The organism is Sphingomonas sp. LHG3443-2 (assembly GCF_049896405.1).
Taxonomy (GTDB): Bacteria; Pseudomonadota; Alphaproteobacteria; order Sphingomonadales; family Sphingomonadaceae; genus Sphingomicrobium.
This window is the reverse complement of the sequence record NZ_JAFCUG010000001.1, coordinates 2,225,887-2,249,808: the sequence shown is the minus strand read 5'-3', so window position 1 is coordinate 2,249,808 and position 23,922 is coordinate 2,225,887. Positions and strand designations below refer to the sequence as shown.

The 23,922-nt window shown below is 65.6% G+C and carries 23 protein-coding genes; 14 read left to right on the top strand and 9 right to left on the bottom strand.

Annotated elements, in window-relative coordinates; genetic code table 11:
- Positions 1-35 precede the first annotated feature (35 nt).
- The 6 genes from ACP69Z_RS11285 to ACP69Z_RS11260 all read left to right on the top strand — a co-directional run bounded on the left by ACP69Z_RS11285 (position 36) and on the right by ACP69Z_RS11260 (position 6,577).
- Positions 36-929 carry an alpha/beta hydrolase family protein gene (locus ACP69Z_RS11285; protein WP_426267579.1) on the top strand — a complete coding sequence of 298 codons (894 nt, stop codon included), beginning with the start codon at positions 36-38 and terminating at the stop codon, positions 927-929.
- Between the two features lie 87 nt (positions 930-1,016).
- Positions 1,017-1,610 carry a hypothetical protein gene (locus tag ACP69Z_RS11280; RefSeq protein ID WP_426267578.1) on the top strand — a complete coding sequence of 198 codons (594 nt, stop codon included), beginning with the start codon at positions 1,017-1,019 and terminating at the stop codon, positions 1,608-1,610.
- Positions 1,611-1,666: 56 nt separating this feature from the next.
- The gene (gene gatC / locus ACP69Z_RS11275) at positions 1,667-1,969 is read left to right on the top strand and encodes an Asp-tRNA(Asn)/Glu-tRNA(Gln) amidotransferase subunit GatC (RefSeq protein WP_338504648.1); all 303 of its coding nucleotides are present in this window, start codon (positions 1,667-1,669) and stop codon (positions 1,967-1,969) included.
- Positions 1,969-3,450, top strand: a complete 1,482-nt coding sequence (gatA, locus tag ACP69Z_RS11270; RefSeq protein ID WP_426267577.1) for an Asp-tRNA(Asn)/Glu-tRNA(Gln) amidotransferase subunit GatA — start codon at positions 1,969-1,971, stop codon at positions 3,448-3,450. Before gatC ends, gatA begins: the two co-directional genes overlap by 1 nt.
- Positions 3,450-4,925, top strand: coding sequence for an Asp-tRNA(Asn)/Glu-tRNA(Gln) amidotransferase subunit GatB (gene gatB, locus ACP69Z_RS11265; RefSeq protein ID WP_426267576.1), 1,476 nt, complete (start codon positions 3,450-3,452; stop codon positions 4,923-4,925). Before gatA ends, gatB begins: the two co-directional genes overlap by 1 nt.
- Before the next feature lie 38 nt (positions 4,926-4,963).
- A complete protein-coding gene (locus ACP69Z_RS11260) occupies positions 4,964-6,577 on the top strand; it encodes an alkaline phosphatase family protein (RefSeq protein ID WP_426267575.1) in 1,614 nt (537 codons plus the stop codon).
- 6 nt (positions 6,578-6,583) lie between these two features.
- Here the strand turns inward: ACP69Z_RS11260 and ACP69Z_RS11255 are convergent, their stop codons facing one another.
- The 4 genes from ACP69Z_RS11255 to ACP69Z_RS11240 form a co-directional block, all read right to left on the bottom strand.
- Positions 6,584-7,168: a hypothetical protein gene (locus tag ACP69Z_RS11255; protein ID WP_426267574.1), complete on the bottom strand. Its 585-nt coding sequence runs from the start codon at positions 7,166-7,168 to the stop codon at positions 6,584-6,586.
- A gap of 521 nt (positions 7,169-7,689) precedes the next feature.
- A complete protein-coding gene (rpoD, locus tag ACP69Z_RS11250; RefSeq protein ID WP_426267573.1) occupies positions 7,690-9,729 on the bottom strand; it encodes an RNA polymerase sigma factor RpoD in 2,040 nt (679 codons plus the stop codon).
- A gap of 14 nt (positions 9,730-9,743) precedes the next feature.
- Positions 9,744-11,588, bottom strand: a complete 1,845-nt coding sequence (dnaG, locus tag ACP69Z_RS11245) for a DNA primase (RefSeq protein WP_426267572.1) — start codon at positions 11,586-11,588, stop codon at positions 9,744-9,746.
- A 17-nt stretch (positions 11,589-11,605) separates the two neighbouring features.
- Entirely contained in the window at positions 11,606-12,061 is a 456-nt protein-coding gene (locus ACP69Z_RS11240; protein ID WP_426267571.1) for a GatB/YqeY domain-containing protein, read from the bottom strand.
- A gap of 109 nt (positions 12,062-12,170) precedes the next feature.
- Here ACP69Z_RS11240 and carA point away from each other — a divergent pair, with 109 nt between their 5' ends.
- The 4 genes from carA to ACP69Z_RS11220 all read left to right on the top strand — a co-directional run bounded on the left by carA (position 12,171) and on the right by ACP69Z_RS11220 (position 18,205).
- Positions 12,171-13,343 carry a glutamine-hydrolyzing carbamoyl-phosphate synthase small subunit gene (gene carA, locus ACP69Z_RS11235; RefSeq protein ID WP_426267570.1) on the top strand — a complete coding sequence of 391 codons (1,173 nt, stop codon included), beginning with the start codon at positions 12,171-12,173 and terminating at the stop codon, positions 13,341-13,343.
- Between the two features lie 328 nt (positions 13,344-13,671).
- On the top strand, positions 13,672-17,010 hold the full coding sequence (gene carB / locus ACP69Z_RS11230; RefSeq protein ID WP_426267569.1) for a carbamoyl-phosphate synthase large subunit: 3,339 nt from the start codon (positions 13,672-13,674) through the stop codon (positions 17,008-17,010).
- A 78-nt stretch (positions 17,011-17,088) separates the two neighbouring features.
- Positions 17,089-17,562, top strand: coding sequence for a transcription elongation factor GreA (gene greA / locus ACP69Z_RS11225; protein WP_426267568.1), 474 nt, complete (start codon positions 17,089-17,091; stop codon positions 17,560-17,562).
- A 13-nt stretch (positions 17,563-17,575) separates the two neighbouring features.
- Complete coding sequence (locus ACP69Z_RS11220) at positions 17,576-18,205, top strand: rhomboid family intramembrane serine protease (RefSeq protein WP_426267567.1); 630 nt, start codon at positions 17,576-17,578, stop codon at positions 18,203-18,205.
- Between the two features lie 4 nt (positions 18,206-18,209).
- Here ACP69Z_RS11220 and ACP69Z_RS11215 read toward each other — a convergent pair whose 3' ends face one another.
- The 5 genes from ACP69Z_RS11215 to ACP69Z_RS11195 all read right to left on the bottom strand — a co-directional run bounded on the left by ACP69Z_RS11215 (position 18,210) and on the right by ACP69Z_RS11195 (position 20,334).
- Positions 18,210-18,422: a DUF4170 domain-containing protein gene (locus ACP69Z_RS11215; RefSeq protein ID WP_426267566.1), complete on the bottom strand. Its 213-nt coding sequence runs from the start codon at positions 18,420-18,422 to the stop codon at positions 18,210-18,212.
- Positions 18,423-18,530: 108 nt separating this feature from the next.
- Positions 18,531-18,863, bottom strand: coding sequence for a hypothetical protein (locus tag ACP69Z_RS11210; RefSeq protein WP_426267565.1), 333 nt, complete (start codon positions 18,861-18,863; stop codon positions 18,531-18,533).
- Positions 18,856-19,209, bottom strand: a complete 354-nt coding sequence (locus ACP69Z_RS11205; protein WP_426267564.1) for a hypothetical protein — start codon at positions 19,207-19,209, stop codon at positions 18,856-18,858. The genes ACP69Z_RS11210 and ACP69Z_RS11205 overlap by 8 nt, the downstream gene beginning before the upstream one ends.
- The gene (locus tag ACP69Z_RS11200; protein ID WP_426267563.1) at positions 19,206-19,610 is read right to left on the bottom strand and encodes a phage holin family protein; all 405 of its coding nucleotides are present in this window, start codon (positions 19,608-19,610) and stop codon (positions 19,206-19,208) included. Before ACP69Z_RS11200 ends, ACP69Z_RS11205 begins: the two co-directional genes overlap by 4 nt.
- Positions 19,564-20,334 (bottom strand): hypothetical protein, encoded by a 771-nt coding sequence (locus ACP69Z_RS11195; RefSeq protein ID WP_426267562.1) that lies wholly within the window; start codon positions 20,332-20,334, stop codon positions 19,564-19,566. The genes ACP69Z_RS11200 and ACP69Z_RS11195 overlap by 47 nt, the downstream gene beginning before the upstream one ends.
- Positions 20,335-20,495: 161 nt before the next feature.
- Between ACP69Z_RS11195 and eno the strand changes: the two genes are divergently transcribed.
- From eno to ACP69Z_RS11175, 4 genes are all read left to right on the top strand, one after another.
- On the top strand, positions 20,496-21,782 hold the full coding sequence (gene eno, locus ACP69Z_RS11190; RefSeq protein WP_426267561.1) for a phosphopyruvate hydratase: 1,287 nt from the start codon (positions 20,496-20,498) through the stop codon (positions 21,780-21,782).
- 88 nt (positions 21,783-21,870) lie between these two features.
- Entirely contained in the window at positions 21,871-22,191 is a 321-nt protein-coding gene (locus ACP69Z_RS11185; protein WP_426267560.1) for an FtsB family cell division protein, read from the top strand.
- A gap of 115 nt (positions 22,192-22,306) precedes the next feature.
- Positions 22,307-23,350: a pyruvate dehydrogenase (acetyl-transferring) E1 component subunit alpha gene (gene pdhA / locus ACP69Z_RS11180; protein ID WP_426268093.1), complete on the top strand. Its 1,044-nt coding sequence runs from the start codon at positions 22,307-22,309 to the stop codon at positions 23,348-23,350.
- Positions 23,350-23,922: a hypothetical protein gene (locus tag ACP69Z_RS11175; protein ID WP_426267559.1), complete on the top strand. Its 573-nt coding sequence runs from the start codon at positions 23,350-23,352 to the stop codon at positions 23,920-23,922. Before pdhA ends, ACP69Z_RS11175 begins: the two co-directional genes overlap by 1 nt.

Here is a 23,922-nt window from a genome sequence, read left to right as displayed (position 1 = left end):
ACGGAGACCAGCAACCAGAACAGGGGATCAGGGACATGCGCTTGAAGACGAGCCTTCTCATCGCGGCAGCTGCCTTGTGGGCAGGGCCCGCTTCGGCCAGTCCCTATCCCCCGCTTGAAGCGGCCAAGAAGACGGTCTCCAAGCCGGTGCTCGTCGAGCAATATGGCAAGGACAAGCTGCAGTTCGGCGAGCTTCGCCTGCCCGCAGGCAAGGGGCCGGTTCCCGTGGTCGCCGTAATTCACGGAGGCTGTTGGACGCGCAGCTTCGAGGATGTGACGGGCACCGCGCCGTTGGCCGACATGCTGACCAAGCGCGGGATCGCGACCTGGAACATCGAATATCGTGCGCGCGGCGATGCGGGAGCGGGCTATCCCGGCACGTTCGAGGACGTAGGGGCAGGCGTCGATCACCTGCGCGCACTGGCCCGGCGCTATCCGCTCGATCTCAAGCGGCTGGGTATCGCCGGCCACTCGGCAGGCGCCCACCTCGCTTTGTTCGCGGCGAGCAGGCCGAAGCTCAAGGGGTCGCTTGGCAAGAACGCGCTGAAACCGGTCGCGGTGGCAGCGATCGATGGCCCGGGCTCGGTGCGTGAGTTCGTCGGGATCGACAAGGAGGTGTGCGGGCAACCGGTGATCGTTCCGCTGCTTGGCGGCACCGCGCAGGAGAAGCCTGCCGCTTACAGCGATGCAAGCCCGATCGATCATCTGCCGCTGGGCATGCGCACATTGCTGGTGAAAGGCGCGCTCGGCTTTTCGATGGAGCCCTATGAAGCCAAGGTCAAGGCGGCCGGTGACGATGTGCGGGTGATCGCCACCGATCCCGCGGAGCATTTCGACATGATCACGCCGGGCAAGCCCAACGGCGATAAGGTGGCGGATTGGCTGGCGGCCAACCTGTTCGCCGGTTCCCCTCGAGCAAGCAAGAAGTAGGGGCGAAACGAGGGGCTTAGTTCACCTCCGGTTCAAGCGCCGGGGCCGAGGCAGGTACCATCGGCGGGGGCTGTACGGAGCGTGATCATGTCCCTTGTTCGCAATCTCGCCCTGGCGGCGATCGGCGTTGTCGGCCTGTCCGGCTGCACCACCCTCGATCCTTATTACGGCGCCTCCGTCGGCGTCGGTTCGGGCTATTACGACCCCTATTACGGCGGTGGCTACGGCTACAACGGTGGCTATGCGCCATATGGTGCCTACGGAAGCTATGGCAGCTACGGCGGCTATGGCGTGCCTTATGGCAGCTACGGTTCGCCCTATGGCGGGTGGAACGGCGGTTATTATTATCCGGGCACCGGCGCCTACGTCTACGACCAGCAGCGCCGCCGCTATCCGATCAGCGATGCCCAGCGCCGCTACTGGGAGCAGCAGCGGATCGCCCGCAGCCGCAATCCTGCCATTCGCGAAAACTATCGCGAGTATCGCGGTGAGCGTCGTGACGACCGCCGGGCATACCGCGTCGAACGCCGTGAGGATCGTACCGCGCGTGACGCCGGAACCGTGACTCGCGAGCAGTATCGCGCCGACCGGCAGCAGGACCGCCGCGAATACCGCCGCGACCAGCGCCAGGACGTCCGCGAACTGCGCCGCGAGAACCGCCGGGATCGCCGCCCGCGCTAAGGCGTCAAGCCGAGGGGGAGTTGAAGGCTCGGCTCCCCCTCGCTAACGCGCCGAACATGTCCGTCGATACCGCCACCGTGCGGCACATCGCCAAGCTTGCGCGCCTCCAGATGAGCGACGCGGAAGTGGAGGCTTTGGTGCCCGAACTCAACAACATCCTCGGCTGGGTCGAGCAGCTCGGCGAGGTCGATACCTCGGGCGTCGAGCCGCTGGCGACGGTGGTCGACCAGAAGCTCCGCCTGCGCGATGACGTCATCGACGCCGATCCGCTGACCGGCGGCAATGTCCGCGACAAGGTGCTGCTGAACGCGCCCGAAGCGCAGCACGGCTTCTTCGCCGTGCCCAAGGTGATCGAATAATGGCCGAACTCAACAGCCTGACGCTGACCCAGCTGCGCGACGGCTTTCGCGCGGGTGAGTTTTCGGCGCGCGAGATCGCGGAAAACTTCAACGCGGCGGTGGCGGCGGCCCGGGCGCTCAACGCCTATACGGTGGAAACACCCGACGATGCGCTGGCCTGCGCCGATGCCGCCGATGCGGCGCGCCAGTCGGGCGACCTGAAGCCGCTGTCGGGCATCCCGCTCGGCATCAAGGACCTGTTCGCGACCGTGGGCGTCGATACGACCTCGGGCAGCAAGATCCTCGGCGGGTTCAAGCCGCCCTACGAGAGCACGGTCAGCGCCAAGCTGCGCGAAGCTGGCGCGGGGATGCTCGGCAAGCTCAACATGGACGAGTTTGCGATGGGCTCGTCCAACGAGACCAGCGCTTATGGTCCGGTCATCAGCCCGTGGAAGCGCAGCGACGGCGGCAATGCGGCGCTGACTCCGGGCGGAAGCTCGGGCGGGTCGGCGGCGGCGGTCGCGGCGGGCCTCGCGCCGGGCGTCACTGGCACCGACACCGGCGGCTCGATCCGCCAGCCCGCCGCCTTTACCGGCATCACCGGGATCAAGCCAACCTACGGCCGCTGCTCGCGCTGGGGAATCGTGTCGTTCGCCTCCTCGCTCGACCAGGCGGGACCGATGGCCCGTACGGTGCGGGATTGCGCGATCCTGCTTGAATCCATGTGCGGCTTCGATCCCAAGGACGCTACCTCGCTCGACGCGCCGGTGCCGGCGTGGGAGCAGGGATTGTCGAGCGATTTGCACGGCAAGCGCGTCGGTATTCCGAAGGAATATCGGATCGACGGCGTGCCGGGCGAGATCAACGCGCTGTGGGACCAGGGCATTGCCTGGCTCAAGGATGCGGGCGCGGAGGTGGTCGAGATTTCGCTCCCGCACACCAAGTACGCGCTGCCGACCTATTACATCATCGCGCCGGCCGAAGCCTCGTCCAACCTCGCCCGGTATGACGGGGTCCGCTACGGACTGCGCGAGGTGCCGGAAGGCGGCAATCTTGACGCCATGTATGCCGCGACGCGCGCCGCCGGCTTTGGCGCCGAGGTGAAGCGCCGCATCATGATCGGCACCTATGTGCTGAGCGCCGGTTTCTACGACGCTTATTTCACCAAAGCACAGCGGGTCCGGGCGCTGATCAAGCAGGATTTCGCCCGCGCGTTCGAGCAGTGCGACATCATCCTCACCCCGACCGCGCCGAGCGCCGCGTTCGGCATCGGCGAGAAGATGAGCGACCCGCTGGCGATGTACCTGAACGACGTGTTCGCGGTGCCCGCCAGCCTTGCCGGCTTACCGGCGATGAGCGTGCCGGGCGGACTCGACGCGCAAGGGCTGCCGCTCGGGCTGCATCTCATCGGGCGCGAAATGGACGAGCAGGGTGTGCTGAATGCCGGCCTTGCGATCGAAGAACGCGCGGGCTTCACCGCCCGTCCGGGGAAGTGGTGGTAATGGCCGACGCAAACGCACCCTATCGCCTCAAGGGCGAAACCGGCGAGTGGGAGGTCGTGATCGGCCTCGAGGTCCATGCGCAGGTGGTCAGCAACGCCAAGCTGTTCAGCGGCGCGGCGACCGCGTTCGGGGCCGAACCCAATACCCAGGTCAGCCTGATCGATGCCGCGATGCCAGGCATGCTTCCGGTCCCCAACCGCGAGTGCATCCGTCAGGCCGTCCGCACCGGGCTCGCGATCGACGCCAAGATCAACAATTGGAGCCGTTTCGACCGCAAGAACTATTTCTACGCCGATCTGCCGCAGGGCTATCAGATCAGCCAGCTCTACCACCCGCTGGTGGGCGAAGGGTCGATCACCGTCCTCACCGACGAAAAGGACGAGGCGAGCGCGCGGACGATCGGAGTCGAGCGCATCCATGTCGAGCAGGACGCCGGCAAGCTGATGCACGACCAGCATCCGACCATGAGCTACGTCGACCTCAATCGCTCGGGCGTGGCGCTGATGGAGATCGTCTCCAAGCCCGACCTCCGCTCGCCGGCGGAAGCGGGGGCGTATCTGCGCAAGCTGCGCGCGATCCTGCGTTATGTCGGCAGCTGCGACGGCAACATGGAGGAAGGCTCCATGCGCGCCGACGTCAACGTCTCGGTGCGCAAGCCCGGCGACGAGTTCGGCACGCGCACCGAGACCAAGAACGTCAATTCTGTCCGCTTTGTGATGGCGGTGATTGAGCATGAGGCGCGCCGCCAGATCGAGATCCTCGAAGAAGGGGGCTCGATCGTGCAGGAAACCCGCCTCTACGATCCCGACAAGGGTGAGACGCGGTCTCTGCGGTCGAAGGAAGATGCGCACGATTATCGCTACTTCCCCGATCCCGACCTGCTGCCGATGGAGCTTGATGACCAGTTCATCGAGGATTGCCGCGCGTCGCTGCCTGAGCTGCCCGATGCCAAGCGCAAGCGCTACGAGGCGGCGGGGATCACCGCTTACAACGCCAGCGTTCTGACCGCCGAGGTCGAGACCGCGCGCTGGTTCGACGCGCTGCTGGAAGCCGGGGCCGAGCCTGCTCGTGCCTCGAACTGGGTCGTCGCCGAGCTGTTCGGGGCCTTGAACCGCCTCGGCAAGGACATTGCCGAATGCCCGGTCTCGCCGGCGCAAGCGGCCGAGCTGCTCGGCCTGGTTGCCGACGGCACCATCAGCGGGTCGATTGCCAAAACGGTGTTCGAGAAGATGCTCGACAGCGGCGAAGGCGCGAATGCGATCGTCGAGCGTGAGGGGCTGAAGCAGAACAGCGATACCGGCGCGATCGATGCCGAGATCGACAAGATCCTTGCCGCTAATGCCGACAAGGTCGCGCAGTATAAGGATGGCAAGGTGCAGCTGTTCGGCTTCTTCGTCGGTCAGACCATGAAGGCGATGGGGGGCAAGGCCAATCCGGGCGTGGTGAACGAGCGGCTGAAGGCCAAGCTCGGCTAGTCATGGCGGCGTCGCATTGCCGCTGCTACACGGCGGCGATGCGTCACCTGTTCCTTGCCGCCGCTGCCCTTGTCGCCGCTCCCGCCCTTGCTCAAGGGCCCGCAAAACAGCCCAAGCTGATCGTCGCCATCTCGGTCGATCAGCTCTCGGCCGACCTTTACAATGCCTATCGCCCGCACTTCACCGGCGGCCTGAAGCAGCTGGCGGAGCGCGGGGTGGTGTTCGCCAATGGCTATCAAAGCCATGCCGCGACCGAGACTTGTCCTGGCCATTCGACATTGCTGACCGGGCGTCATCCGGCAGCGACCGGCATCGTCGCCAACAACTGGATCGACCAGGCCGCGGCGCGCGAGGACAAGAACGTTTATTGTTCCGAAGACGAACGGGTCGCTGGTTCTTCGTCCAAGGCGTACACGGTCAGCCCCGAGCATCTCAAGGTCTCGACCTTGGGCGACCGGATGAAGGCCGCCGACCCGCGCAGCCGCAACGTCGCCGTTGCCGGCAAGGACCGCGCGGCGATCATGATGGGCGGGCGGACGGTCGACCAGCGTTGGTACTGGGACGGCAAAGCGTGGACCAGCGACAAGCAAGGCGCGGTGCCACCGAAGAGCGTGGTCGGGGTGCGCGGCGTATCTGCCCAGTTGTTCGCCAGCGCGCAGGAGCCGCTGGAAGTGCCGGCGCTATGCCAGGCGCGCGCGACGCCATACCAGGTGACGGCGACGATGAGTGTCGGCAACGGCCGGTTTGACCGCGCGGCAGGCGATCAGCGCGCGTTCCGCACCACGCCGCAGTTCGACAGCCTCACGCTGGCGCTGGCGGCCAACCTCATTCGCGAAATGCAACTGGGGCAGGGGCCGGCGTCGGACCTCATCTCTATCGGGCTGAGCGCGACCGATTATATCGGGCATAGTTATGGCTGGGGCGGGCAGGAAATGTGCCTGCAGATGCTCAATCTCGACCGCGATCTCGAAGGGTTTCTGGCGCAGCTCGACCAGAGCGAAGTAGACTATGCCGTGGTTCTCTCGTCCGATCACGGCGGGCAGGATGCGGTCGAGCGGCTGCGGGCAGGGGGCAACCTTCAGGCGGTGCGGGCCGATCCGGGGCTCAGCCCAAGTGAGATGGGCAAGCTCATGGCGCCGCAGCTCGGATTGAGCGGGCCAGTGCTCTTCGGCGACGGGGTGAGCGGGGACTTCTGGCTCGATCGCGCGATCCCAGCCAAGGACCGCCCCCGGGTGCTGGCCGAGGCGATTCGCCGCTACAAGGCGCACCCGCAAGTTGAAACCGTGTTCACGGCCGCCGAGGTGATGAAGACCGACCTGCCGACAGGCGATCCGTCAGGCTGGAGCCTCATGCAGCGGGTCCGCGCCTCCTTCGACCCGGCACGCTCGGGCGACTTCTACGTCGTACTGAAGCAAGGCGTCAGCACCGTTGCGCGGCCCGGTCCCGGCTATGTCGCGAGCCATGGCACGGTGTGGGATTACGACCGCCGTGTGCCGATCCTGTTCATGGCGCCCGGCGTCCAGCCTGCCGCTCCGACGGCGGCGGCGGACACGGTGGACATCCTGCCGACGGTGGCGAGCTGGATCGGGCTCAAGCTCGCTCCGGGAAGCGTCGACGGCAGGTGCCGGAGCGAGGCCGCCACCTGCCGCTGAGCTGACTTAGTTCAAGCGCTGCGCCAAACCGCGGCGAATCGCCTCGGCAACCAGCGCTTCGAACTTCGGCCTGGCTTGTGCGGCCAGCCGCGACTGCTGGTCACCAAGCGCGGCCTGGCGGTCGCCAAGGGCTGCCTGCCGCTCACCGAGCGCGGCCTGTTGGCGGCCAAGCTCGCGCATCTGCGCGGCCAGCGCTTCCGCGCCCCGGGCCCCGCGACCAGCCATCGCTCCGCCAAGGCGGGCCTGCCGGCTGCCGAGCGCGCCTTGTTGCCGCCCCAGCTCTCCCTGCTGTGCGCCAAGCGCACCCTGCCGTGCGCCAAGATCACGCTGCGGCTTCATGATGGCTTCGGCTTTAGCAATGACAGCCGGGTCGCGGATGACATAGCCGGTTCCGCCTCGGCGAACGTAGAGCAGCGGCTGATTGCCTTGCCTCAGGGCCTGTACACGGCGCCAGTCGTTATCCTTGCTGTTATAGCTGGTGGTGTTGCTGTTCTTGCCTGACAGCAACGTGACGCTGAGCGAGGCCTCAGGCGTGGCCTGTGCCGCCGCGAGCGGGGCAAGAGCGAGAAGCAGGGGCAGGGTCCAGCGCATGGGAGCGATCTCCTTGGTTGTGCCGTGACGCTACATTTGTAGCGGGCGAAGCCAAGTGTCGATCTACGAACGGCTTTGCAATGGCGGCGAACAGCGGAGGCCGACGAGTAGCCGGTGCGCGTCAAGCGCCTGCGCATGTTATCGCTTCGATCTTGTTGCCATCAGGATCGCGAATGAAAGCCCCATGATAGTTGGGATCATAGTCGCGGCGCAGGCCAGGAGGACCCTCGTCGGTCCCGCCTTGAGCGAGGGCGACCCGGTGGAAGGCGTCGACGCCGCGCGATGTTCGACCTCGAAGGCGACGTGAACACCGTTGCCTGCCGAGGCGGGGGAAGATTGAGGCTGAACGAGGTGATGCCCGCGCCGTAGCCGACCGCATCTTCGACATCGAGGGTGCGGCGGAGGCCAAGCTCGGACATGACGGGGTCATAGAAGGCGCGCGAACGATCGAGGTCCGCGGTGCCCAGCGAAAGGTGGTGGAGCATGGCGGGGCAACCTGCCGCCGCCATGCCGGTTCCTGCTTACTGGTCGAGGAAGCTGCGCATCTTGCGGCTGCGCGACGGGTGCTTGAGCTTCCTCAGCGCCTTGGCCTCGATCTGGCGGATACGCTCGCGGGTGACGCTGAACTGCTGGCCGACTTCCTCGAGGGTGTGGTCGGTGTTCATGCCAATGCCGAAGCGCATGCGAAGCACGCGCTCCTCGCGGGGGGTCAGGCTGGCAAGGACGCGGGTGACCGTTTCCTTGAGGTTGGCCTGGATCGCGGCGTCGACCGGGATGACGGCGTTCTTGTCCTCGATGAAGTCGCCGAGGTGGCTGTCTTCCTCGTCGCCGATCGGGGTTTCGAGGCTGATCGGCTCCTTGGCGATCTTCATCACCTTGCGAACCTTCTCCAGCGGCATGGAGAGGCGCTCGGCGAGTTCTTCGGGAGTCGGCTCGCGGCCCGTCTCGTGAAGGAACTGGCGGCTGGTGCGGACCAGCTTGTTGATCGTCTCGATCATGTGGACCGGGATGCGGATGGTCCGCGCCTGGTCGGCGATCGAGCGGGTGATCGCCTGGCGGATCCACCAGGTCGCGTAGGTCGAGAACTTGTAGCCGCGGCGATACTCGAACTTGTCGACCGCCTTCATCAGGCCGATGTTGCCTTCCTGGATCAGGTCCAGGAACTGCAGGCCGCGGTTGGTGTATTTCTTGGCGATGGAGATGACGAGGCGCAGGTTCGCTTCGACCATTTCCTTTTTGGCGATGCGGGCTTCGCGCTCGGCCTTCTGGACCTGATTGACGATGCGCCGGAATTCGCTGAGCGCCATGCCGGTCGACTGGGCGATCTCACCGATTTCGGTGCGAATGCGGTCGACGGTGTCGGCCTCGGTCGCGGCGAAGGCGGCAAATTTCTTGTCGATCTTGGCGACGCGGGCGAGCCAGCTATCGTCGAGCTCATGCCCCATGTAGCTGTCGAGGAACGCCTTGCGCGGCACGCGGTGGCGTTCGGCGAGGCGCAGCATCTGGCCACCGAGCGCGGTCAGGCGGCGGTTATAGGCGTAAAGCTGCTCGACCAGATACTCGATCTTGGCGTTGTGGAACTGAACGCTTTCGACCTCGGCGGTCAGGGTCTCGCGCAGCTTCTGATATTCCTTCTCCTTGGCCGGAGAGAAGGGGGTGCCGGCCGCCATGCAGGCGAGGCGGGCGTCCTGAAGCTTGGCGAACTTCTTGTAATGGTCGGTGATCGCCGCGAACTTCTCAAGCGCGGACGGCTTCAGCGTTTCTTCCATCTGGGCAAGGGAAAGGGTGTTGTCCTCTTCCTCTTCCTCAGCGGGCTTGGGCGCACGGTTTTCGCGCAGCTCGTCCTCGTCGTCGTCGGCGGGCGCAGCCTCTTCGGGCTCTTCCTCTTCCTTGAGGGTCGGACCCGCGGCGGCGGCGGAGATTTCGCCTTCACCATCCTCATCGTTCTCGGCGGCGTTGAGCTGTTCGGCCGACGGGCCCTTGGACAGCATGGCTTCGAGATCGAGGATCTCCCGCAGCTGCATCCGGCCTTCGTTGAGCGCGGTCGACCATTCGATGATGGCGTTGAAGGTGATCGGGCTTTCGCACAGCCCCCAGATCATGGTGTCGCGGCCGGCCTCGATGCGCTTGGCGATCGCGATCTCGCCCTCGCGGGAGAGCAGCTCCACCGCGCCCATTTCGCGCAGGTACATGCGGACGGGATCGTCGGTGCGATCAACCGTCTCCTTCTTGACCGCGGCGGCGGGGCGCGGGCCACCGTCGTCGAGCGGATCGACTTCGTCGTCGGAAGCGGATTCGGATTCGTTCTCCTCCTCGTCGTCGCCGCCTTCTTCCTTTTCGACGATCTGCACGCCCATGTCGTTGAGCGCGGACATGACGTCCTCGATCTGCTCGGAACTCATCTGGTCTTGGGGCAGCGCTTCGTTCAGTTCGTCGATGGTGATCGTGCCCCGCTTCTTGGCGCGCGCGATCAGCTTCTTCACCGAAGCGTCATTGAGATCGATGAGGGGGGCGTCGCCGCCGTCCTGATCGTCGGTGTCCTGAGGTTCAACTTTGGCCATGGTTGCGGGTTCGCTTAGTCGCTGGCGCTGTAATCTGCCAGTCTCTTGGTTGTTTCCTGATTCGCAAGCAGCAGCCGGTGCTGTTCGGCCACAGCTTGGGGATCGTCCAGCAAACGCGCCGACACCTCGGCCAGACCTTGCGCAATCTCGTGGCGGTCGCCGAGCAGCTCGATCACTGCCCGGAGGTCCGCCCGCGCCTGGGTTGGCTCCGTATCGATGCGGTTGAAGGAAAAACCCTTGCCGAACCCGCCCAGCGTTCCTTCGAGCAGCTGAGAGGCTCCGGCTTCCGCCAAGATGGGTTGGAGCGCGACCGAATCAAGATGTCCGGTCCTAAGTGCTTGATCGAGCAGGCGTTGCTTAAGTTTTTCGGCCGCCGGATCGGCGAACGGGAGGGTCGCGAGGATGCCGGCTTCTTCGACCACGAGGTCGGGAAAGCGAGTCAGGCCGGCGACGAGTGCGCGCGCTGTGAAGCGGTCGACACCGGTCTCCCCGATAGCCTTGGCCTCTGCACTGGCAGGGGGTTCGGGCGGTACGAAGCCGCGCCCGCGAACGAAGCTGCCGCGGCGCTGCTGCGGCGCTTGCGGGGTAAAAGCAGGGCGTTCGCGGCGGTTCAGCGCGAAGAAGCGGTCCATCCACTCGTCGCGATAAAGCTGCGACAGGCTGCGGTCGGCGATGGCGGCGGCGTGGTCGAGCAGGCGCTGTTTGAGCCCCGCGCGCCGTTCGGGGGTGGTGAGCGGCCCCGAGTCGCGCTCATGCCGCCATAGTCGGTCGACCAGAGGTTCGGGGGCTTGCAGCAACGCCTCGACGGCGTCGCGCCCGCCCGAATTCACAAGGTCGTCCGGGTCCTGACCTTCGGGCAGAGTGACGAACGACAGGGTTCGCTCGGGACCGAGCAGCGGGAGGGCGCGGGTCGCGGCGCGGATCGCGGCCTTGGTGCCCGCCGCGTCGCCGTCGAAACAAAGGATGGGGGAGGGATCGAGCCGCCACAGCAGTTCGAGCTGCCGCTCGGTCAGCGCGGTGCCGTTGGGAGCGACTGCTTCCGCGATCCCGCCGCGGTCGAGGCCGATCACGTCCATATAGCCTTCGACCACGATCAGCCGCTTGGCCTGCCGCGACGCGGGCGAGGCGCGGTCGAGGTTGTAGAGGGTCGACCCCTTGTCGAAGAGCGGGGTCTCGGGGGAGTTCAGATATTTGGGCTCGCCGGTTCCGAGAATGCGACCACCGAAGCCGATCACCCGGCCGCGTGCGTCGCGGATCGGGATCATCAGCCGGCCGCGAAAGCGATCGTAAGGCTCCTTTTCCTCGATGCTGATGAGGAGGCCGGTTTCGATCAGCTTGGCGTCGGTATGCTCGGCCAACGCCTTGCGCAGGCCATTGCGGCGGTCGGGGGCGAAACCAATACCGAACCGCTTCATCGCGCCCGCGCCGATGCCGCGGCGCTGGCAGTAAGCGCGGGCTTCTGCGCCTTCGATCCCGTCGAGCTGCTCGGCAAACCAGGCCTGCGCTGCCGCCATGACGTCATGCAGGGTCGCCTGCCGCTCGGCCCGCTCGCGGCTGCGCGGATCGGGAGCGGGGACTTCCATGCCGGCGGAGGCGGCGAGTTCCTTGACCGCGTCCATGAAGGGCAGGCCGCGATTGTCGGTCAGAAAGCGGATCGCATCGCCATGCGCGCCGCAACCGAAGCAATGGTAGAAATGCTTCTCGTCGTTGACCGTGAAGCTGGGCGTCTTCTCGTTGTGGAACGGACAGCACGCCTTCCACTCCCGCCCGGCGCGGGTCAGCTTCACATGCGGCGCGATCACGCTGGAGAGCGTCACGCGCGCGCGCAGTTCGTCGAGGAAGGCCGGGGAGAGGGTCATGGGCTGCGCCGCAGAGGCTAGCCCGCCAGCGCACCCTTTACGAGAGCGCTGGCGCGAGCCGGTTCGATGCTGGTGCCGAGGCGTTCCTTCACCGCGGCCATGACGCGGCCCATGTCCTTCATCGAGGAAGCGCCCAATTCGGCCACGATCTCGCGGATCTTCGCGCCGGCTTCCTCGTCGGAGAGCTGGGCGGGCAAGAACCGCTCGATCACCGCGATCTCGCTTTCTTCCTGCTGCGCCAGCTCTTCGCGATTTCCCTGGCGGTACATGGCCACTGATTCGCGGCGCTGCTTGATCATCTTCTGCAGCACTTCGGTGACCAGCGCATCGTCATCGGCCGGAGCGGTGCCGGTGCGAAGCTCGATGTCGCGGTTCTTGATGGCGCTCTGGATCAAGCGGATGGTGCTGGTCGAAGCCTTGTCGCCGCCCTTCATGGCGGAAACGAGGCCGGTCTTGATGGTATCACGGATCATGCGGACGCGCTTATTCGTATGCAGCGCGGTTGACCAGCCGGGCCTGACAGCCTAGCGGCGACGGCTTAGCGACATCGCCGGTTTTTGCACTCAAGGAGCCCTCCCACCGATGGCCAGTCCTGCGCCCACGCCCGTGCCGAAGGGAGCCACCGGCGCCCTCGTTTTTGCCGATGGCCGGGTGGTCTGGGGACAGGGGTTCGGCGCCGAGGGCGCGGAGGTGGCGGAGCTGTGCTTCCACACCGCGATGACCGGCTACCAGGAGGTGATGACCGATCCCTCCTTTGCGCGCCAGGCGATCTGCTTCACCTTTCCGCATATCGGCAACGTCGGCGCCAACGACGAGGACGTGGAAGCGGACGATCCCCATGCGGTGGGGGCGATCGTGCGCGAGCCGGTGACCTCGCCGTCCAGTTTCCGCTCGAAGGTCGATTTTCCCGAGTGGATGAAGCGCAACGGGCGGATCGGGCTGGCCGGGGTTGATACGCGGGCGCTGACCCGGCTGGTGCGCCGCGAGGGACCACCGACGGTGGTGATCGCGCATTCGGCGGCTGGCGAGTTCGATCTTGCGGCGTTGCAGCGACAAGCGCGCGACTGGCCGGGGCTGGAGGGGATGGACCTCGCCAGGGAGGTGTCGTGCGAGCAACTGCGCGTTTGGAGCGGCGGCAAGTGGGAGATCGAGCTCGGCTATGCCGGCGGCGGTGACGAGGCCGAGCGGCCGCACGTGGTCGCGATCGACTATGGCTCCAAGCGCAACATCTTCCGCAACTTGGTCGAGGCCGGCGCGCGGGTGACAATCCTGCCGGCGACCGCCACCTTCGACGAGGTGATGGCGCACCAGCCCGATGGCTTCTTCTTGTCGAACGGCCCGGGCGATCCGGCGGCGACAGGGGAATATGCGATACCTGTGATCCGGAGCATGCTGGACACCGGCAAGCCCCTGTTCGGCATCTGCCTTGGTCACCAGCTCCTCGCGCTGGCGGTCGGCGGGCGGACCAGCAAGATGTTCCAGGGCCACCGCGGGGCCAACCATCCGGTCAAGCGGCTTGCCGACGGGCAGGTCGAGATCACCAGCATGAACCACGGCTTTGCAGTCGAGCGCGAGGGGCTGCCGGCGGGCGTGCGCGAGACGCATGTGTCGCTGTTCGACGGGTCGAATTGCGGGATCGAGCTCGAAGACCGGCCGGCGTTCAGCGTGCAATATCACCCCGAGGCGAGCCCGGGGCCGCAGGACAGTTTCTATCTGTTCCATCGCTTTGTGGGGATGATGAGGGAAGACGATTGAGCCGCTGGAAGTATGGGCCTCGTGGGACGTTAACCCACCTTCGTCGCGACATCCGTACGCGTCGGAGCTCGTGGAACGAGTTCGGGTACGTCACCTACAGCCGCAAGGCACTTCGAGAACGCGGTTTAGAGCGGGTGATCAGACATTATGGGTTTCGATGTGAACTGACTGGTCGCCTTGCGCGCATCTCAGTCCCGCAAGAACTTTCACGGGACCGTCAACGAAGGGCGGCTGAACACTTTCTGCGTCAGCCTGCCTTCGCTCTCCTACGGCGTGTTTCGGTGAGAATTCTTCGTCTTCCTAAGAACTCAAGAGAGATTGGTTCCTGATGCCCCGTCGCACCGACATCTCTTCCATCCTCATCATCGGCGCCGGCCCGATCGTCATCGGCCAGGCGGCGGAGTTCGATTATTCGGGCAGCCAGGCGGTGAAAGCGCTGCGGGCCGAGGGCTATCGCGTCATCGTGATCAATTCGAACCCGGCGACGATCATGACCGATCCGGAGCTTGCCGACGCGACCTATATCGAGCCGATCACGCCCGAGGTCGTCGCCCGGATCATCGAGGCGGAGAAGCCCGACGCGCTGCTTCCCACCATGGGCGGGCAGACCGCGCTCAACACCGCGCTGGCCTTGTTCAAGGACGGCACGCTGGACCGCTTGGGCGTCGAGCTGATCGGCGCCAATGCCGAGGCGATCGAAAAGGCCGAGGACCGGCAGAAATTCCGCGATGCGATGGACCGGATTGGGCTGGAGAGCCCCAAGTCGGCGATTGCGCATACCGAAGCCGAAGCAATGGCGGCGCTGGAGACGGTCGGGCTGCCGGCGGTGATCCGGCCGAGCTTCACGCTCGGCGGCACCGGCGGCGGCATTGCCTACAACCGCGACGAATATGTGCATTTCATCCGCACCGGCCTCGAAGCCTCGCCGACGACCGAAGTGCTGATCGACGAAAGCCTGGTCGGGTGGAAGGAATATGAGATGGAGGTGGTCCGCGACCGGGCGGACAATGCCATCATCATCTGCTCGATCGAGAATGTGGACCCGATGGGGGTGCATACCGGCGACTCGATCACCGTCGCCCCGGCGCTGACGCTGACCGACAAGGAATATCAGCGGATGCGCTCGGCAAGTATCGCCGTGCTGCGGGAAATCGGTGTTGAAACAGGCGGTTCCAACGTCCAGTTCGCAGTCGATCCGAAGACCGGGCGGATGATCGTGATCGAGATGAACCCGCGCGTGTCGCGCTCCTCGGCACTGGCATCGAAGGCAACCGGCTTCCCCATCGCCAAGGTCGCGGCCAAGCTGGCGGTCGGCTACACGCTGGACGAGATCGCCAACGACATTACCGGCGGCGCCACCCCGGCGAGCTTCGAGCCGACGATCGATTATGTCGTCACCAAGATCCCGCGCTTTACCTTCGAGAAGTTCGCGGGCTCACCGGCCGAGCTGTCGACCGCTATGAAGTCGGTGGGCGAGGTGATGGCGATCGGGCGCTCGTTTCATGAAAGTCTGCAAAAGGCGCTGCGCGGGTTGGAGATCGGCCTATGCGGGCTAGACCGCGTGCGGCAGCTCGAATCCGCAAGCAGCGAGGAAGTCGAGGCCGCGCTGGCGGTGCCGACGCCGGACCGGCTGCTGGTCGCCGCCGAGGCGCTGCGCCACGGCGTCACAGTCGAACGCATCAACCAGATCGCGGGCTTCGACCCCTGGTTCCTCGAGCGGCTGGCCGAGATCGTTCGCGCCGAAGGCCAGGTGCGCGCCTATGGCCTGCCCAACGATGCGGCGGAGCTGCGGCGGCTGAAGGCAATGGGCTTCAGCGACGCGCGACTGGCGCAGCTGTCCTTGCGCTCGACCGGCATGAGCCGGGGCATGGGCGAGTTGCAGGCGCGCGGCGGCGGGATCGTGCACGAGGCGATGCGGGCGATGACCGGCGGCGTGACCGAGGACGAGGTCCGCGCGCACCGCCTGAAGCTTGGCGTGCGCCCCGTCTACAAACGCATCGACAGCTGCGCGGCCGAATTCGATGCTTCGACGCCCTATCTCTACTCGACCTACGAAGCGCCGCTGTTCGGCGAAGCGGAGGACGAGGCCGAGGTCGGCGAGCGGCGCAAGGTCGTGATTCTGGGCGGTGGTCCGAACCGGATCGGGCAGGGAATCGAGTTCGACTATTGCTGCTGTCACGCTGCCTTTGCGCTGCGCGATGCGGGCTTCGAAACGGTGATGGTGAACTGCAATCCGGAGACGGTCTCGACCGATCCGGACACGTCGGACCGCCTGTATTTCGAGCCGCTCAGCCATGAGGACGTGCTGGAGATCGTCACTCGCGAGGCAGAGAAGGGCGAGCTGGTCGGCGTGATCGTGCAGCTTGGCGGGCAGACCCCGCTGAAGCTTGCCGCGAGCCTTCAGAAAGCGGGCATCCCGATCCTCGGCACCAGCCCCGATTCGATCGACTTGGCCGAGGATCGCGAACGGTTCGCCGCACTGGTCACGCGCCTCAAGCTGCAGCAGCCCGAGAACGGCATCGCCCGCAGCCGCGAGGAAGCGCTGAAGGTCGCCGAGCGGATCGGTTATCCGGTGCTGCTGCGGCCAAGCTACGTGCTCGGCGGTCGCGCGATGGAAATCGTCGACGGCCCTGCGCAGCTCGAACATTATATCGCGACGGCCGTGCAGGTATCGGGCGAAAGCCCGGTGCTGGTCGACCGCTATCTGCGCGATGCGACCGAGGTTGATGTCGATGCGATCTGCGACGGCGAAACGGTGGTGGTCGCGGGCGTGCTCGAGCATATCGAGGAAGCCGGCGTGCACAGCGGTGACAGCGCTTGCTCGATCCCGCCGCACAGCCTGTCGCCCGAGATGATCGCGCGGATCGAAGCGCAGACGAAAGCGCTGGCGCTAGAACTCAGGGTCCGGGGCCTCATGAACGTCCAATATGCGGTGAAGGATGGCGAGCTTTACCTGATCGAGGTCAACCCCCGCGCCAGCCGCACCGTGCCGTTCACCGCCAAGGCGATCGGTGTTCCCGTCGCCAAGATCGCGGCGCGGGTGATGGCGGGTGAGAGCCTCGCCAATCTGCCGGTGATCGACCGGGTTATCGGCCATGTCGCGGTCAAGGAAAGCGTGTTCCCCTTCGCCCGCTTCCCCGGCACCGATCCCGTGCTCGGACCGGAAATGAAGAGCACCGGCGAAGTGATGGGAATCGCTGATGATTTCGAGATGGCCTTTGCCAAGAGCCAGATCGGTGCGGGGACCGCAATGCCGGACAGCGGCACCCTCTTCGTCTCGGTCAAGGACAGCGACAAGGATGGCATCGTGCCCGCGGTTGAGGCCATGCTCGCGCTCGGCTTCGAAGTCATTGCGACCGGCGGCACGCACGATCATCTGGTCGCCCGCGGCCTGCCGGTGACCAAGGTCAACAAGGTGGCCCAGGGGCGGCCGCATATCGTCGATCGCATCGTCGATGGCGACGTGCAGATCATCTTCAACACCACCGAAGGCTGGCAGAGCCTCAAGGACAGCCAGTCGATCCGCGCCACCGCGCTTAATCGCAAGGTGCCCTATGTCACCACGGTAGCGGCGGCGCAGGCGATGGCGCGGGCGATCCGCGCCTCCAAGGGGCGGTCGCTTGAAGTCCGCTCCTTGCAGACCTATTATTCCGCCCGCGTATCCTGATCATCCCAAGACGCTGAAACCCGGGCACGCGGCCTGGCCGCGCTGGGAAGTATTGAAGAAAAGAAGGGCCTGACGACGATGGCGAGTGAAAAGGTGCCGATGCTGGCCGAAGGCTATCGGTTGCTGGAAGAAGAGCTGAAGCGCCTGAAGGTCGAGCGGCCCGAGATCGTGGACGCGATCGAGGAAGCGCGCGCCCACGGCGACCTGTCGGAAAATGCCGAATACCATGCCGCCAAGGAGCGGCAGGGTCAGGTCGAGGCGCAGATCAGCGATATCGAGGACCGGCTTGCGCGCGCGCTGGTGATCGATCCGACCACCCTGTCCGGCGACAAGGTGGTGTTCGGCGCGACCGTCAATCTCGTCGATGAGGACGACAAGCCGGTGCGCTACCAGCTCGTCGGGCAGCAGGAGGCCAATGCCAAGGACGGGCGGATCAGCTACAACAGCCCGCTTGGCCGGGCGTTGATCGGGCGCCAGATCGGCGACGAGGTCGAAGTCACGACCCCGAGCGGCGACCGTTATTACGAGATCGCGGGAATCGAATTCATCTGATGGCGAAGGCCTGATGCCCGCCGTTACCCGCACTGCGACCTTCTGGATCGCGGTGATTACGGCGTTGGTCAGCATCGTCACTGGTCTTGGCTCGCTTGGCGTTCAAGCGCCGCTGAGCCTTGGCTTCGTTCCGGCACGCGTGTCGGGCCTCGCCTTTCCATTTAGCGCCGTGCCGGTGTTCCTGACCCCGCTCACGGCAACCTTGGTGCATGGCGGCACGCTGCACCTCGGCTTCAACCTGCTGATGCTGGTGTGGTGCGGGCTTGCGGTCGAGCGGGTGCTTGGGCGCGGCGCGTTGGTCTTTCTGTATGTGATCGGTGCCTATGCGTCGATGGCGGCGCAATGGGCGTCGGATCCGGCGGGTACTGGCCCGGTGATCGGCGCCAGCGGTGCAATCAGTGCGCTGATCGGCGCGTATGCCCTGAGCTTCGGACGGCCCAAGTTGGTCAGCAAGAACATGCGCCTGAACCGCTGGCTTCACATCGCGTGGCTGGCAGTCGCCTGGGCCATCCTGCAGGTGATGGTTGGTTGGTCGGCGGGGCAGCAGGGCATGCTGCTCGCGACCCCGGCGCATATCGGCGGGTTTGTCGCCGGGCTGCTGCTGCAGCGGCCGCTTTTGTTGTGGCGCTACCGCCGGGCCTGAGGGCTCAGGCTTCCGGTTCGAGCAAGCGGTGCAGATGCACCACCACATATTTCATCTCGGCATCATCGACCGTGCGCTGCGCATTGGCGCGCCAGGCTTCCTCCGCCTCGGCATAATTGTCGAACAGGCCGACGAGATCGATATTCTGAAGATCGGTGAACTCGGTGCCCTGCGGATCCTTCACGCGGCCGCCGAAGACGAGGTGGAGCTTGCTCATGCGCGGCCGCCTAGCATGGGGTTGCCCACGAAAAAACCCTCCCGCGGAAGCGGGAGGGTTGGTTCGCCAGCGGCAAACGGTGGGAATCGTCGCCGACGGTAATCTGCCTTAGGCGTTGCTCGAGCTGCTGCTGCTGCCGAGGAACTCGCGCAGCTTGTCGCCGGCCATTTCGTCGAACTTCTGCTTGGCCATCCCGCGGCCGCGGTTGAGCGCGCCGGTGCCAGCGTCATTGAGCTTCTTGCCATAGGGCTCAAGCAGCTCACGCTCGCGATCGCTGGCGGGGAGCACCGCGCCGAGGACCGCGCCGATGGCAAGACCCGCGCCAAGCGCGATCAGCGGAGAGTTGTCGATTTGACTCGAAGCGCTCGAGCCGAGGCCCGAGAAACGGCTGCTGCCGGTGTCGGTGTCCGAAACGCTGTCGTAGGTGTCGTTTTTAGCCATTTAATTTCTCCAGCTCGTCGGCCTCGCGGCGCGACGCATTGTCGTGTGTGTCGGTGTCGGAGCCACGGAATAGCCCGCGGACTGCCGAGAAGAGAGGCTTGCGGGCGATGAAGAGCACGGCCGCGGTGGCGATACCGGCGGTGAGGCCGGGATTGTCCTTGACCGCCGTGACGGCGTCGTCCGCCGCCACGATGCTCTTGTCCTTGGCCGACTGGACGGCATCCGAAGCAAGCTTGCCAGGCGCGAGCCGGGCCTTTGCCTCTTCCACCGTACCCATCAGCCGCGCCTTGGCCTGGTCGGCCTCACCGCGGGCGCGGGCGATGCGAACATGCGCGGCGCCGCTCATTTTGCGTCCTCCAGACCCTTGGTCGCCTTGGTGTAGGCGAGGTAGCCAAGGCCACCCGCCGCAACGAGGCAGATCACCAGCGTCAGCAGACCGGCCAGTGTGTCGCTCATCAACGAGGCGAGAGCCACGAAGATGGTTGCGACCAGCACCAGGAAGGCGGCGTGAGCGAACAGGATTGCCACCAGTCCGAGGACCAGCGGAATCTTGAGCGCATTGGCCTTTTCCGTGCCGAGCGCTTTGAAGTAGCCGACCTCGGCACGGCCATAAGCCTTGGCGTCCTCGACCAGGCGATGGATGAGGTCACCGACCCCTTCCGGTTCGCCCTTCACTGTCTCGGTCCGCTTCAGCATCGGATCACCGGGTGGTGCTGCCTCGGTCGCCTTGACGGTCACGGGTTCCATTGCTGCTCTCCTCCGGCATGCCGGCCTTCAGAAGGCGAACCAGGCCGAAGCCGAGGATCGCCGCGCCGGTGATGGCCACCGCCGGGCTTTTGCGGATCAGTGCGCGGGCATCGTCCACCAGTTCGTCCGGATCCTTGTTCTCAAGGGTCGAGGCATAGCGCTGGATGGTCGTGCTCGCCGTCTTGGCATAGTCGCCATACTGCGGACCGAGGCGCTCGCCGATCTGCTCCACGGTGTCCTCGATAATGTTGGCGATGCTGCCAAGCGTGTTCGAGCCGCTCTTGAGGCCTTCGCCGACGAGACCGCGCGCGCGGCCCAGTGCTTCGTCCTTGGCCTTGCCGGTGACGTTACCGACGATCCCGCGGATGCCGCCATTATTCGACCCGCTGGAATCGTCGTTGCTGCTGCCGGTGCCGCTGCTGCTGCTGCCGGTGCTGCTGCTGCTGCTGCTGCTGCCGTTGCCGCTGGCCCCGGTCGAGGTGAGGCCCGTCGAGCCACTGGTGGATCCCGCGCCGCCCCCAGTGTTGCCGGTGATCAACGAGTCGGTTTGGGTGTCGCCGCTGGTCGCCGTGGTCCGGCCGCCAGTCGAATTGATCGCAGAAGACGTGCTACCGCCCGCAGTGCCGGTGCCGCTGCGACCCATGCCGCCGCCGCTGCCGCCAGCTCCGCCGCCCTCGATCACCGTGTCCGTGCCTTCCGGCAACTTGTTCGTGGTATCGGCCATTAGCCTTTCCTCCTTCGTAACGCTGGAAAACTTGGGTGCGGGCCGATAACGAGCCGCTACCGCCGCCGTTCCGGCCACTGATGAACATCAGGAACATGGGACTGAGATGTCTCGTTCGCAACGGCAGCGAAACGAAATCGCATGACGGAGTGCTTCGCCCAATGACCGCCATCCTCGACATCCATGCCCGTGCCATTCTCGATAGCCGGGGCAATCCGACGGTTGAGGTGGACGTGACCCTCGAAGACGGCAGCATGGGCCGTGCGGCGGTGCCCTCGGGCGCATCGACCGGGGCGCATGAAGCGGTGGAACTGCGTGACGGCGACAAGAGCCGGTGGGGTGGCAAGGGCGTCGGCAAGGCAGTCGATGCCGTCAACAACGAGATTGCTGACGAGCTGGTCGGCTACGAGGCCGAGGATCAGGCCGAGATCGACGGTGCCCTGATCGCGCTGGACGGAAGCGAGAACAAGAGCCGATTGGGTGCCAACGCCATCCTCGGCGTCAGCCTCGCGACGGCCAAGGCGGCGGCGGACGCGCGCGGCCTGCCGCTCTATCGCTATGTCGGCGGGGTCGCGGCCGACACGCTGCCGGTGCCGATGATGAACATCCTGAACGGCGGCGCGCATGCAGACAATCCGATCGACTTTCAGGAATTCATGGTGATGCCGGTCGGCGCGCCAAGCTTTGCCGAAGGCCTGCGCTGCGGGGCCGAGATCTTTCACTCGCTGAAGGGCAAGCTGCATGCGGCCGGACTGTCGACGGCGGTGGGCGACGAAGGCGGGTTCGCGCCCAATATCGCAAGCGCCCGCGCGGCGCTCGATTTCATCGGCGAGGCGGTGCACGCTGCAGGCTACACGCTGGGCGAGGACGTGCTGCTGGCGCTGGATTGCGCCGCGACCGAGTACTTCAAGGACGGCCGCTATGCCATGGACGGCGAGGGACTGTCGCTCTCGCCGGAGGAAAACGCGCGCTTCCTCGCTGACCTCGTTCGCGATTATCCGATCGCCTCCATTGAGGACGGGATGAGCGAGGACGACATGGCCGGGTGGAAGGCGCTGACCGACTTGCTCAGCGACAAGTGCCAGCTGGTCGGCGACGACCTGTTCGTGACCAATGAGCGCCGCCTTGCGGATGGCATCCGCGACGGCATCGCCAATTCGATCCTGGTCAAGGTCAACCAGATCGGAACCTTGAGCGAGACGATCGCCGCCGTGCGGCTGGCGCAGACAAGCGGTTACACCGCGGTGATGAGCCACCGGTCGGGCGAGACCGAGGACAGCACCATCGCCGACCTCGCCGTCGCGCTTGCCTGCGGGCAGATCAAGACCGGCAGCCTGGCGCGTTCGGATCGCACCGCCAAGTACAACCAGCTGCTCCGCATCGAGGAAGAACTGGGTGAGGTGGCGCGTTATCCCGGCCGTGCGGCGCTGAAGGCGTATCGCCGCTGACACAAAATCGACGCGGCTCGGCAGATTTTTGTTGCTGAGCCGCACCGAACCCCTTGCGTGACGGCGTTAAAACTGATTCTGTCTCCACATGGGACGGGGGGCAGTTAGCCAGGCGCAAGGCCTGATCCGCAGGGCGATGTGGCCCGCGGTGTCTCTGCTCATCATCGGCACGTTCGCAGGCCATGCAGTGGCCGGTCCGAATGGTCTCCTGGCATGGGGCGGTTACCACCGTGACCTTTCGGCCAAGCAGCACGAGCTAGCGAAGCTCGAAAGCGAGCGCAGCGCGCTCAAGCATCGCTCGGCGCTGCTCGATCCTAAAAAGGCCGATCCCGACATGGCCGACGAACTGATCCGCAAGGACCTGGGTCTCGTCCGCCCAGACGAAGTGATCGTTACCCTCGAGGACTGAGCCGCTTCTGCGGCGTTGCGGGCGCTACCTGCGGCTCCTATAGACCCGCCTGATCATCCATTCGACGAGGTAAATCGTGGCGCGTACGCCCAAGGCCGCGGCTTCGGCCGTTCCGCTGAAACCGACCCAAACGGACCAAGCGTCGCCGCTCCTCGCCAATCGCGAGCGGCCGCCGCAGCCGCAGCGCTATCAGGCGAGCAAGGAAGAACTGCTCGATTTCTACAAGCAGATGCTGCTGATCCGCCGCTTCGAGGAGCGGGCCGGCCAGCTTTACGGCCTCGGCTTCATCGGCGGCTTTTGCCACCTCTACATCGGCCAGGAAGCGGTCGCCGTAGGCCTGCAGAGCGCAATGACCGTCGGCAAGGACAGCGTCATCACCGGCTATCGCGACCATGGCCACATGCTCGCCTACGGGATCGATCCGAAGGTGATCATGGCCGAGCTGACCGGCCGCGAAGCCGGCATTTCGCGCGGCAAGGGCGGGTCGATGCACATGTTCAGCGTCGAGCACGGCTTCTACGGCGGCCACGGCATCGTCGGCGCGCAGGTCTCCCTCGGCACCGGGCTCGCGCTCAAGCACAAGTATAGCGAGGATGGCGGCGTCAATCTCGCCTACTTCGGCGACGGCGCGGCCAACCAGGGCCAGGTCTATGAAAGCTTCAACATGGCGAAGCTGTGGGACCTGCCGGTGATCTACGCGATCGAGAACAATCATTACGCGATGGGCACCAGCGTCGAGCGCTCGGCGTCCGAACCCGATTTCTATAAGCGGGGCGAAAGCTTCCAGATCCCCGGCATCCAGGTCGACGGCATGGACGTGCTGGCGGTCCGCGGCGCGGCCGAGGTAGCGCTCGAATGGACCCGCTCGGGTAAGGGGCCGATCATCCTCGAACTCAAGACCTATCGCTACCGCGGCCACTCGATGAGCGATCCCGCCAAATACCGCACCCGCGAGGAAGTGCAGAGCTACCGCGACAACCAGGATCCGATCCAGCGCGCTGAAAAGGAGCTGGTCGGAATGGGTGTCGCCGAGGAGGACCTCAAGGGAATCGACAAGGAGATCAAGGACATCGTAGTCGACGCTGCGAAGTTCGCCGAGGAAGCGCCCGAGCCCGATGCGGCTGAGCTTCACACTGACGTACTGGTGGAGCGCTACTGATGCTCTTGGCGAGCGTGGCTGCCGCGCTGGCCATATCTCAGGGCGCCGACCTGACGCAGGCGCTTCGCCCGTGTGAGACGTCCACCACCTTTGAGGCCGCGACGACCTGCATGGTGAAGACGCTCGGGCTCGAGCGGCTTGGCGCGCTGCGGATCGACCAAGATTATGACGTGGCGACCTACCGCGCGATCGGCCTGGCCTTCCGGCTTCAGGATCCGGCCTCGCCGGTGTCGGCAAGCATGGCGGCTAAGGGCTATTACAATCCTGACTTCGCACCGGCGGTGCTGATCGTCATGGCGCGCGCTCGAGCCTCTGGGGATGGGCGGCTGCTCGATCAGCCCGATCTTCGCGGCATGGTGACCATGTTGAACCGCGAGGCCGACGAGCGCCGCAAGAGCTGGCCGCCAGCCAGCCTCGGGACTAGGGTCGATCTCTCGCGCTGTCCCGACACGCCGCAGCGACAGGCGGCCGGTGCGGCCTGCGTTGAAAAGGATGGCCGCCTCGCCGTCATAACCCCTTTGCGTGCGCAGCCGGCATGGCTTGGCGCTTCGATGAACAAGAAGGCTGATTGA

What these genes read in the sequence shown, in the direction of transcription:
- ACP69Z_RS11200 (WP_426267563.1), bottom strand. Translation starts at nt 19,610, where the DNA reads ATGGAACCCGTGACCGTCAAGGCGACCGAGGCAGCACCACCCGGTGAT.
- greA (WP_426267568.1), top strand. Translation starts at nt 17,089, where the DNA reads ATGGCGAGTGAAAAGGTGCCGATGCTGGCCGAAGGCTATCGGTTGCTG.
- gatA (WP_426267577.1), top strand. Translation starts at nt 1,969, where the DNA reads ATGGCCGAACTCAACAGCCTGACGCTGACCCAGCTGCGCGACGGCTTT.
- ACP69Z_RS11195 (WP_426267562.1), bottom strand. Translation starts at nt 20,334, where the DNA reads ATGGCCGATACCACGAACAAGTTGCCGGAAGGCACGGACACGGTGATC.
- carA (WP_426267570.1), top strand. Translation starts at nt 12,171, where the DNA reads ATGGCCAGTCCTGCGCCCACGCCCGTGCCGAAGGGAGCCACCGGCGCC.
- ACP69Z_RS11185 (WP_426267560.1), top strand. Translation starts at nt 21,871, where the DNA reads ATGGGACGGGGGGCAGTTAGCCAGGCGCAAGGCCTGATCCGCAGGGCG.
- ACP69Z_RS11175 (WP_426267559.1), top strand. Translation starts at nt 23,350, where the DNA reads ATGCTCTTGGCGAGCGTGGCTGCCGCGCTGGCCATATCTCAGGGCGCC.
- eno (WP_426267561.1), top strand. Translation starts at nt 20,496, where the DNA reads ATGACCGCCATCCTCGACATCCATGCCCGTGCCATTCTCGATAGCCGG.
- ACP69Z_RS11280 (WP_426267578.1), top strand. Translation starts at nt 1,017, where the DNA reads ATGTCCCTTGTTCGCAATCTCGCCCTGGCGGCGATCGGCGTTGTCGGC.
- gatB (WP_426267576.1), top strand. Translation starts at nt 3,450, where the DNA reads ATGGCCGACGCAAACGCACCCTATCGCCTCAAGGGCGAAACCGGCGAG.
- dnaG (WP_426267572.1), bottom strand. Translation starts at nt 11,588, where the DNA reads ATGACCCTCTCCCCGGCCTTCCTCGACGAACTGCGCGCGCGCGTGACG.
- rpoD (WP_426267573.1), bottom strand. Translation starts at nt 9,729, where the DNA reads ATGGCCAAAGTTGAACCTCAGGACACCGACGATCAGGACGGCGGCGAC.
- ACP69Z_RS11220 (WP_426267567.1), top strand. Translation starts at nt 17,576, where the DNA reads ATGCCCGCCGTTACCCGCACTGCGACCTTCTGGATCGCGGTGATTACG.
- ACP69Z_RS11215 (WP_426267566.1), bottom strand. Translation starts at nt 18,422, where the DNA reads ATGAGCAAGCTCCACCTCGTCTTCGGCGGCCGCGTGAAGGATCCGCAG.
- ACP69Z_RS11260 (WP_426267575.1), top strand. Translation starts at nt 4,964, where the DNA reads ATGCGTCACCTGTTCCTTGCCGCCGCTGCCCTTGTCGCCGCTCCCGCC.
- ACP69Z_RS11255 (WP_426267574.1), bottom strand. Translation starts at nt 7,168, where the DNA reads ATGCGCTGGACCCTGCCCCTGCTTCTCGCTCTTGCCCCGCTCGCGGCG.
- ACP69Z_RS11285 (WP_426267579.1), top strand. Translation starts at nt 36, where the DNA reads ATGCGCTTGAAGACGAGCCTTCTCATCGCGGCAGCTGCCTTGTGGGCA.
- ACP69Z_RS11240 (WP_426267571.1), bottom strand. Translation starts at nt 12,061, where the DNA reads ATGATCCGTGATACCATCAAGACCGGCCTCGTTTCCGCCATGAAGGGC.
- carB (WP_426267569.1), top strand. Translation starts at nt 13,672, where the DNA reads ATGCCCCGTCGCACCGACATCTCTTCCATCCTCATCATCGGCGCCGGC.
- ACP69Z_RS11205 (WP_426267564.1), bottom strand. Translation starts at nt 19,209, where the DNA reads ATGAGCGGCGCCGCGCATGTTCGCATCGCCCGCGCCCGCGGTGAGGCC.
- ACP69Z_RS11210 (WP_426267565.1), bottom strand. Translation starts at nt 18,863, where the DNA reads ATGGCTAAAAACGACACCTACGACAGCGTTTCGGACACCGACACCGGC.
- gatC (WP_338504648.1), top strand. Translation starts at nt 1,667, where the DNA reads ATGTCCGTCGATACCGCCACCGTGCGGCACATCGCCAAGCTTGCGCGC.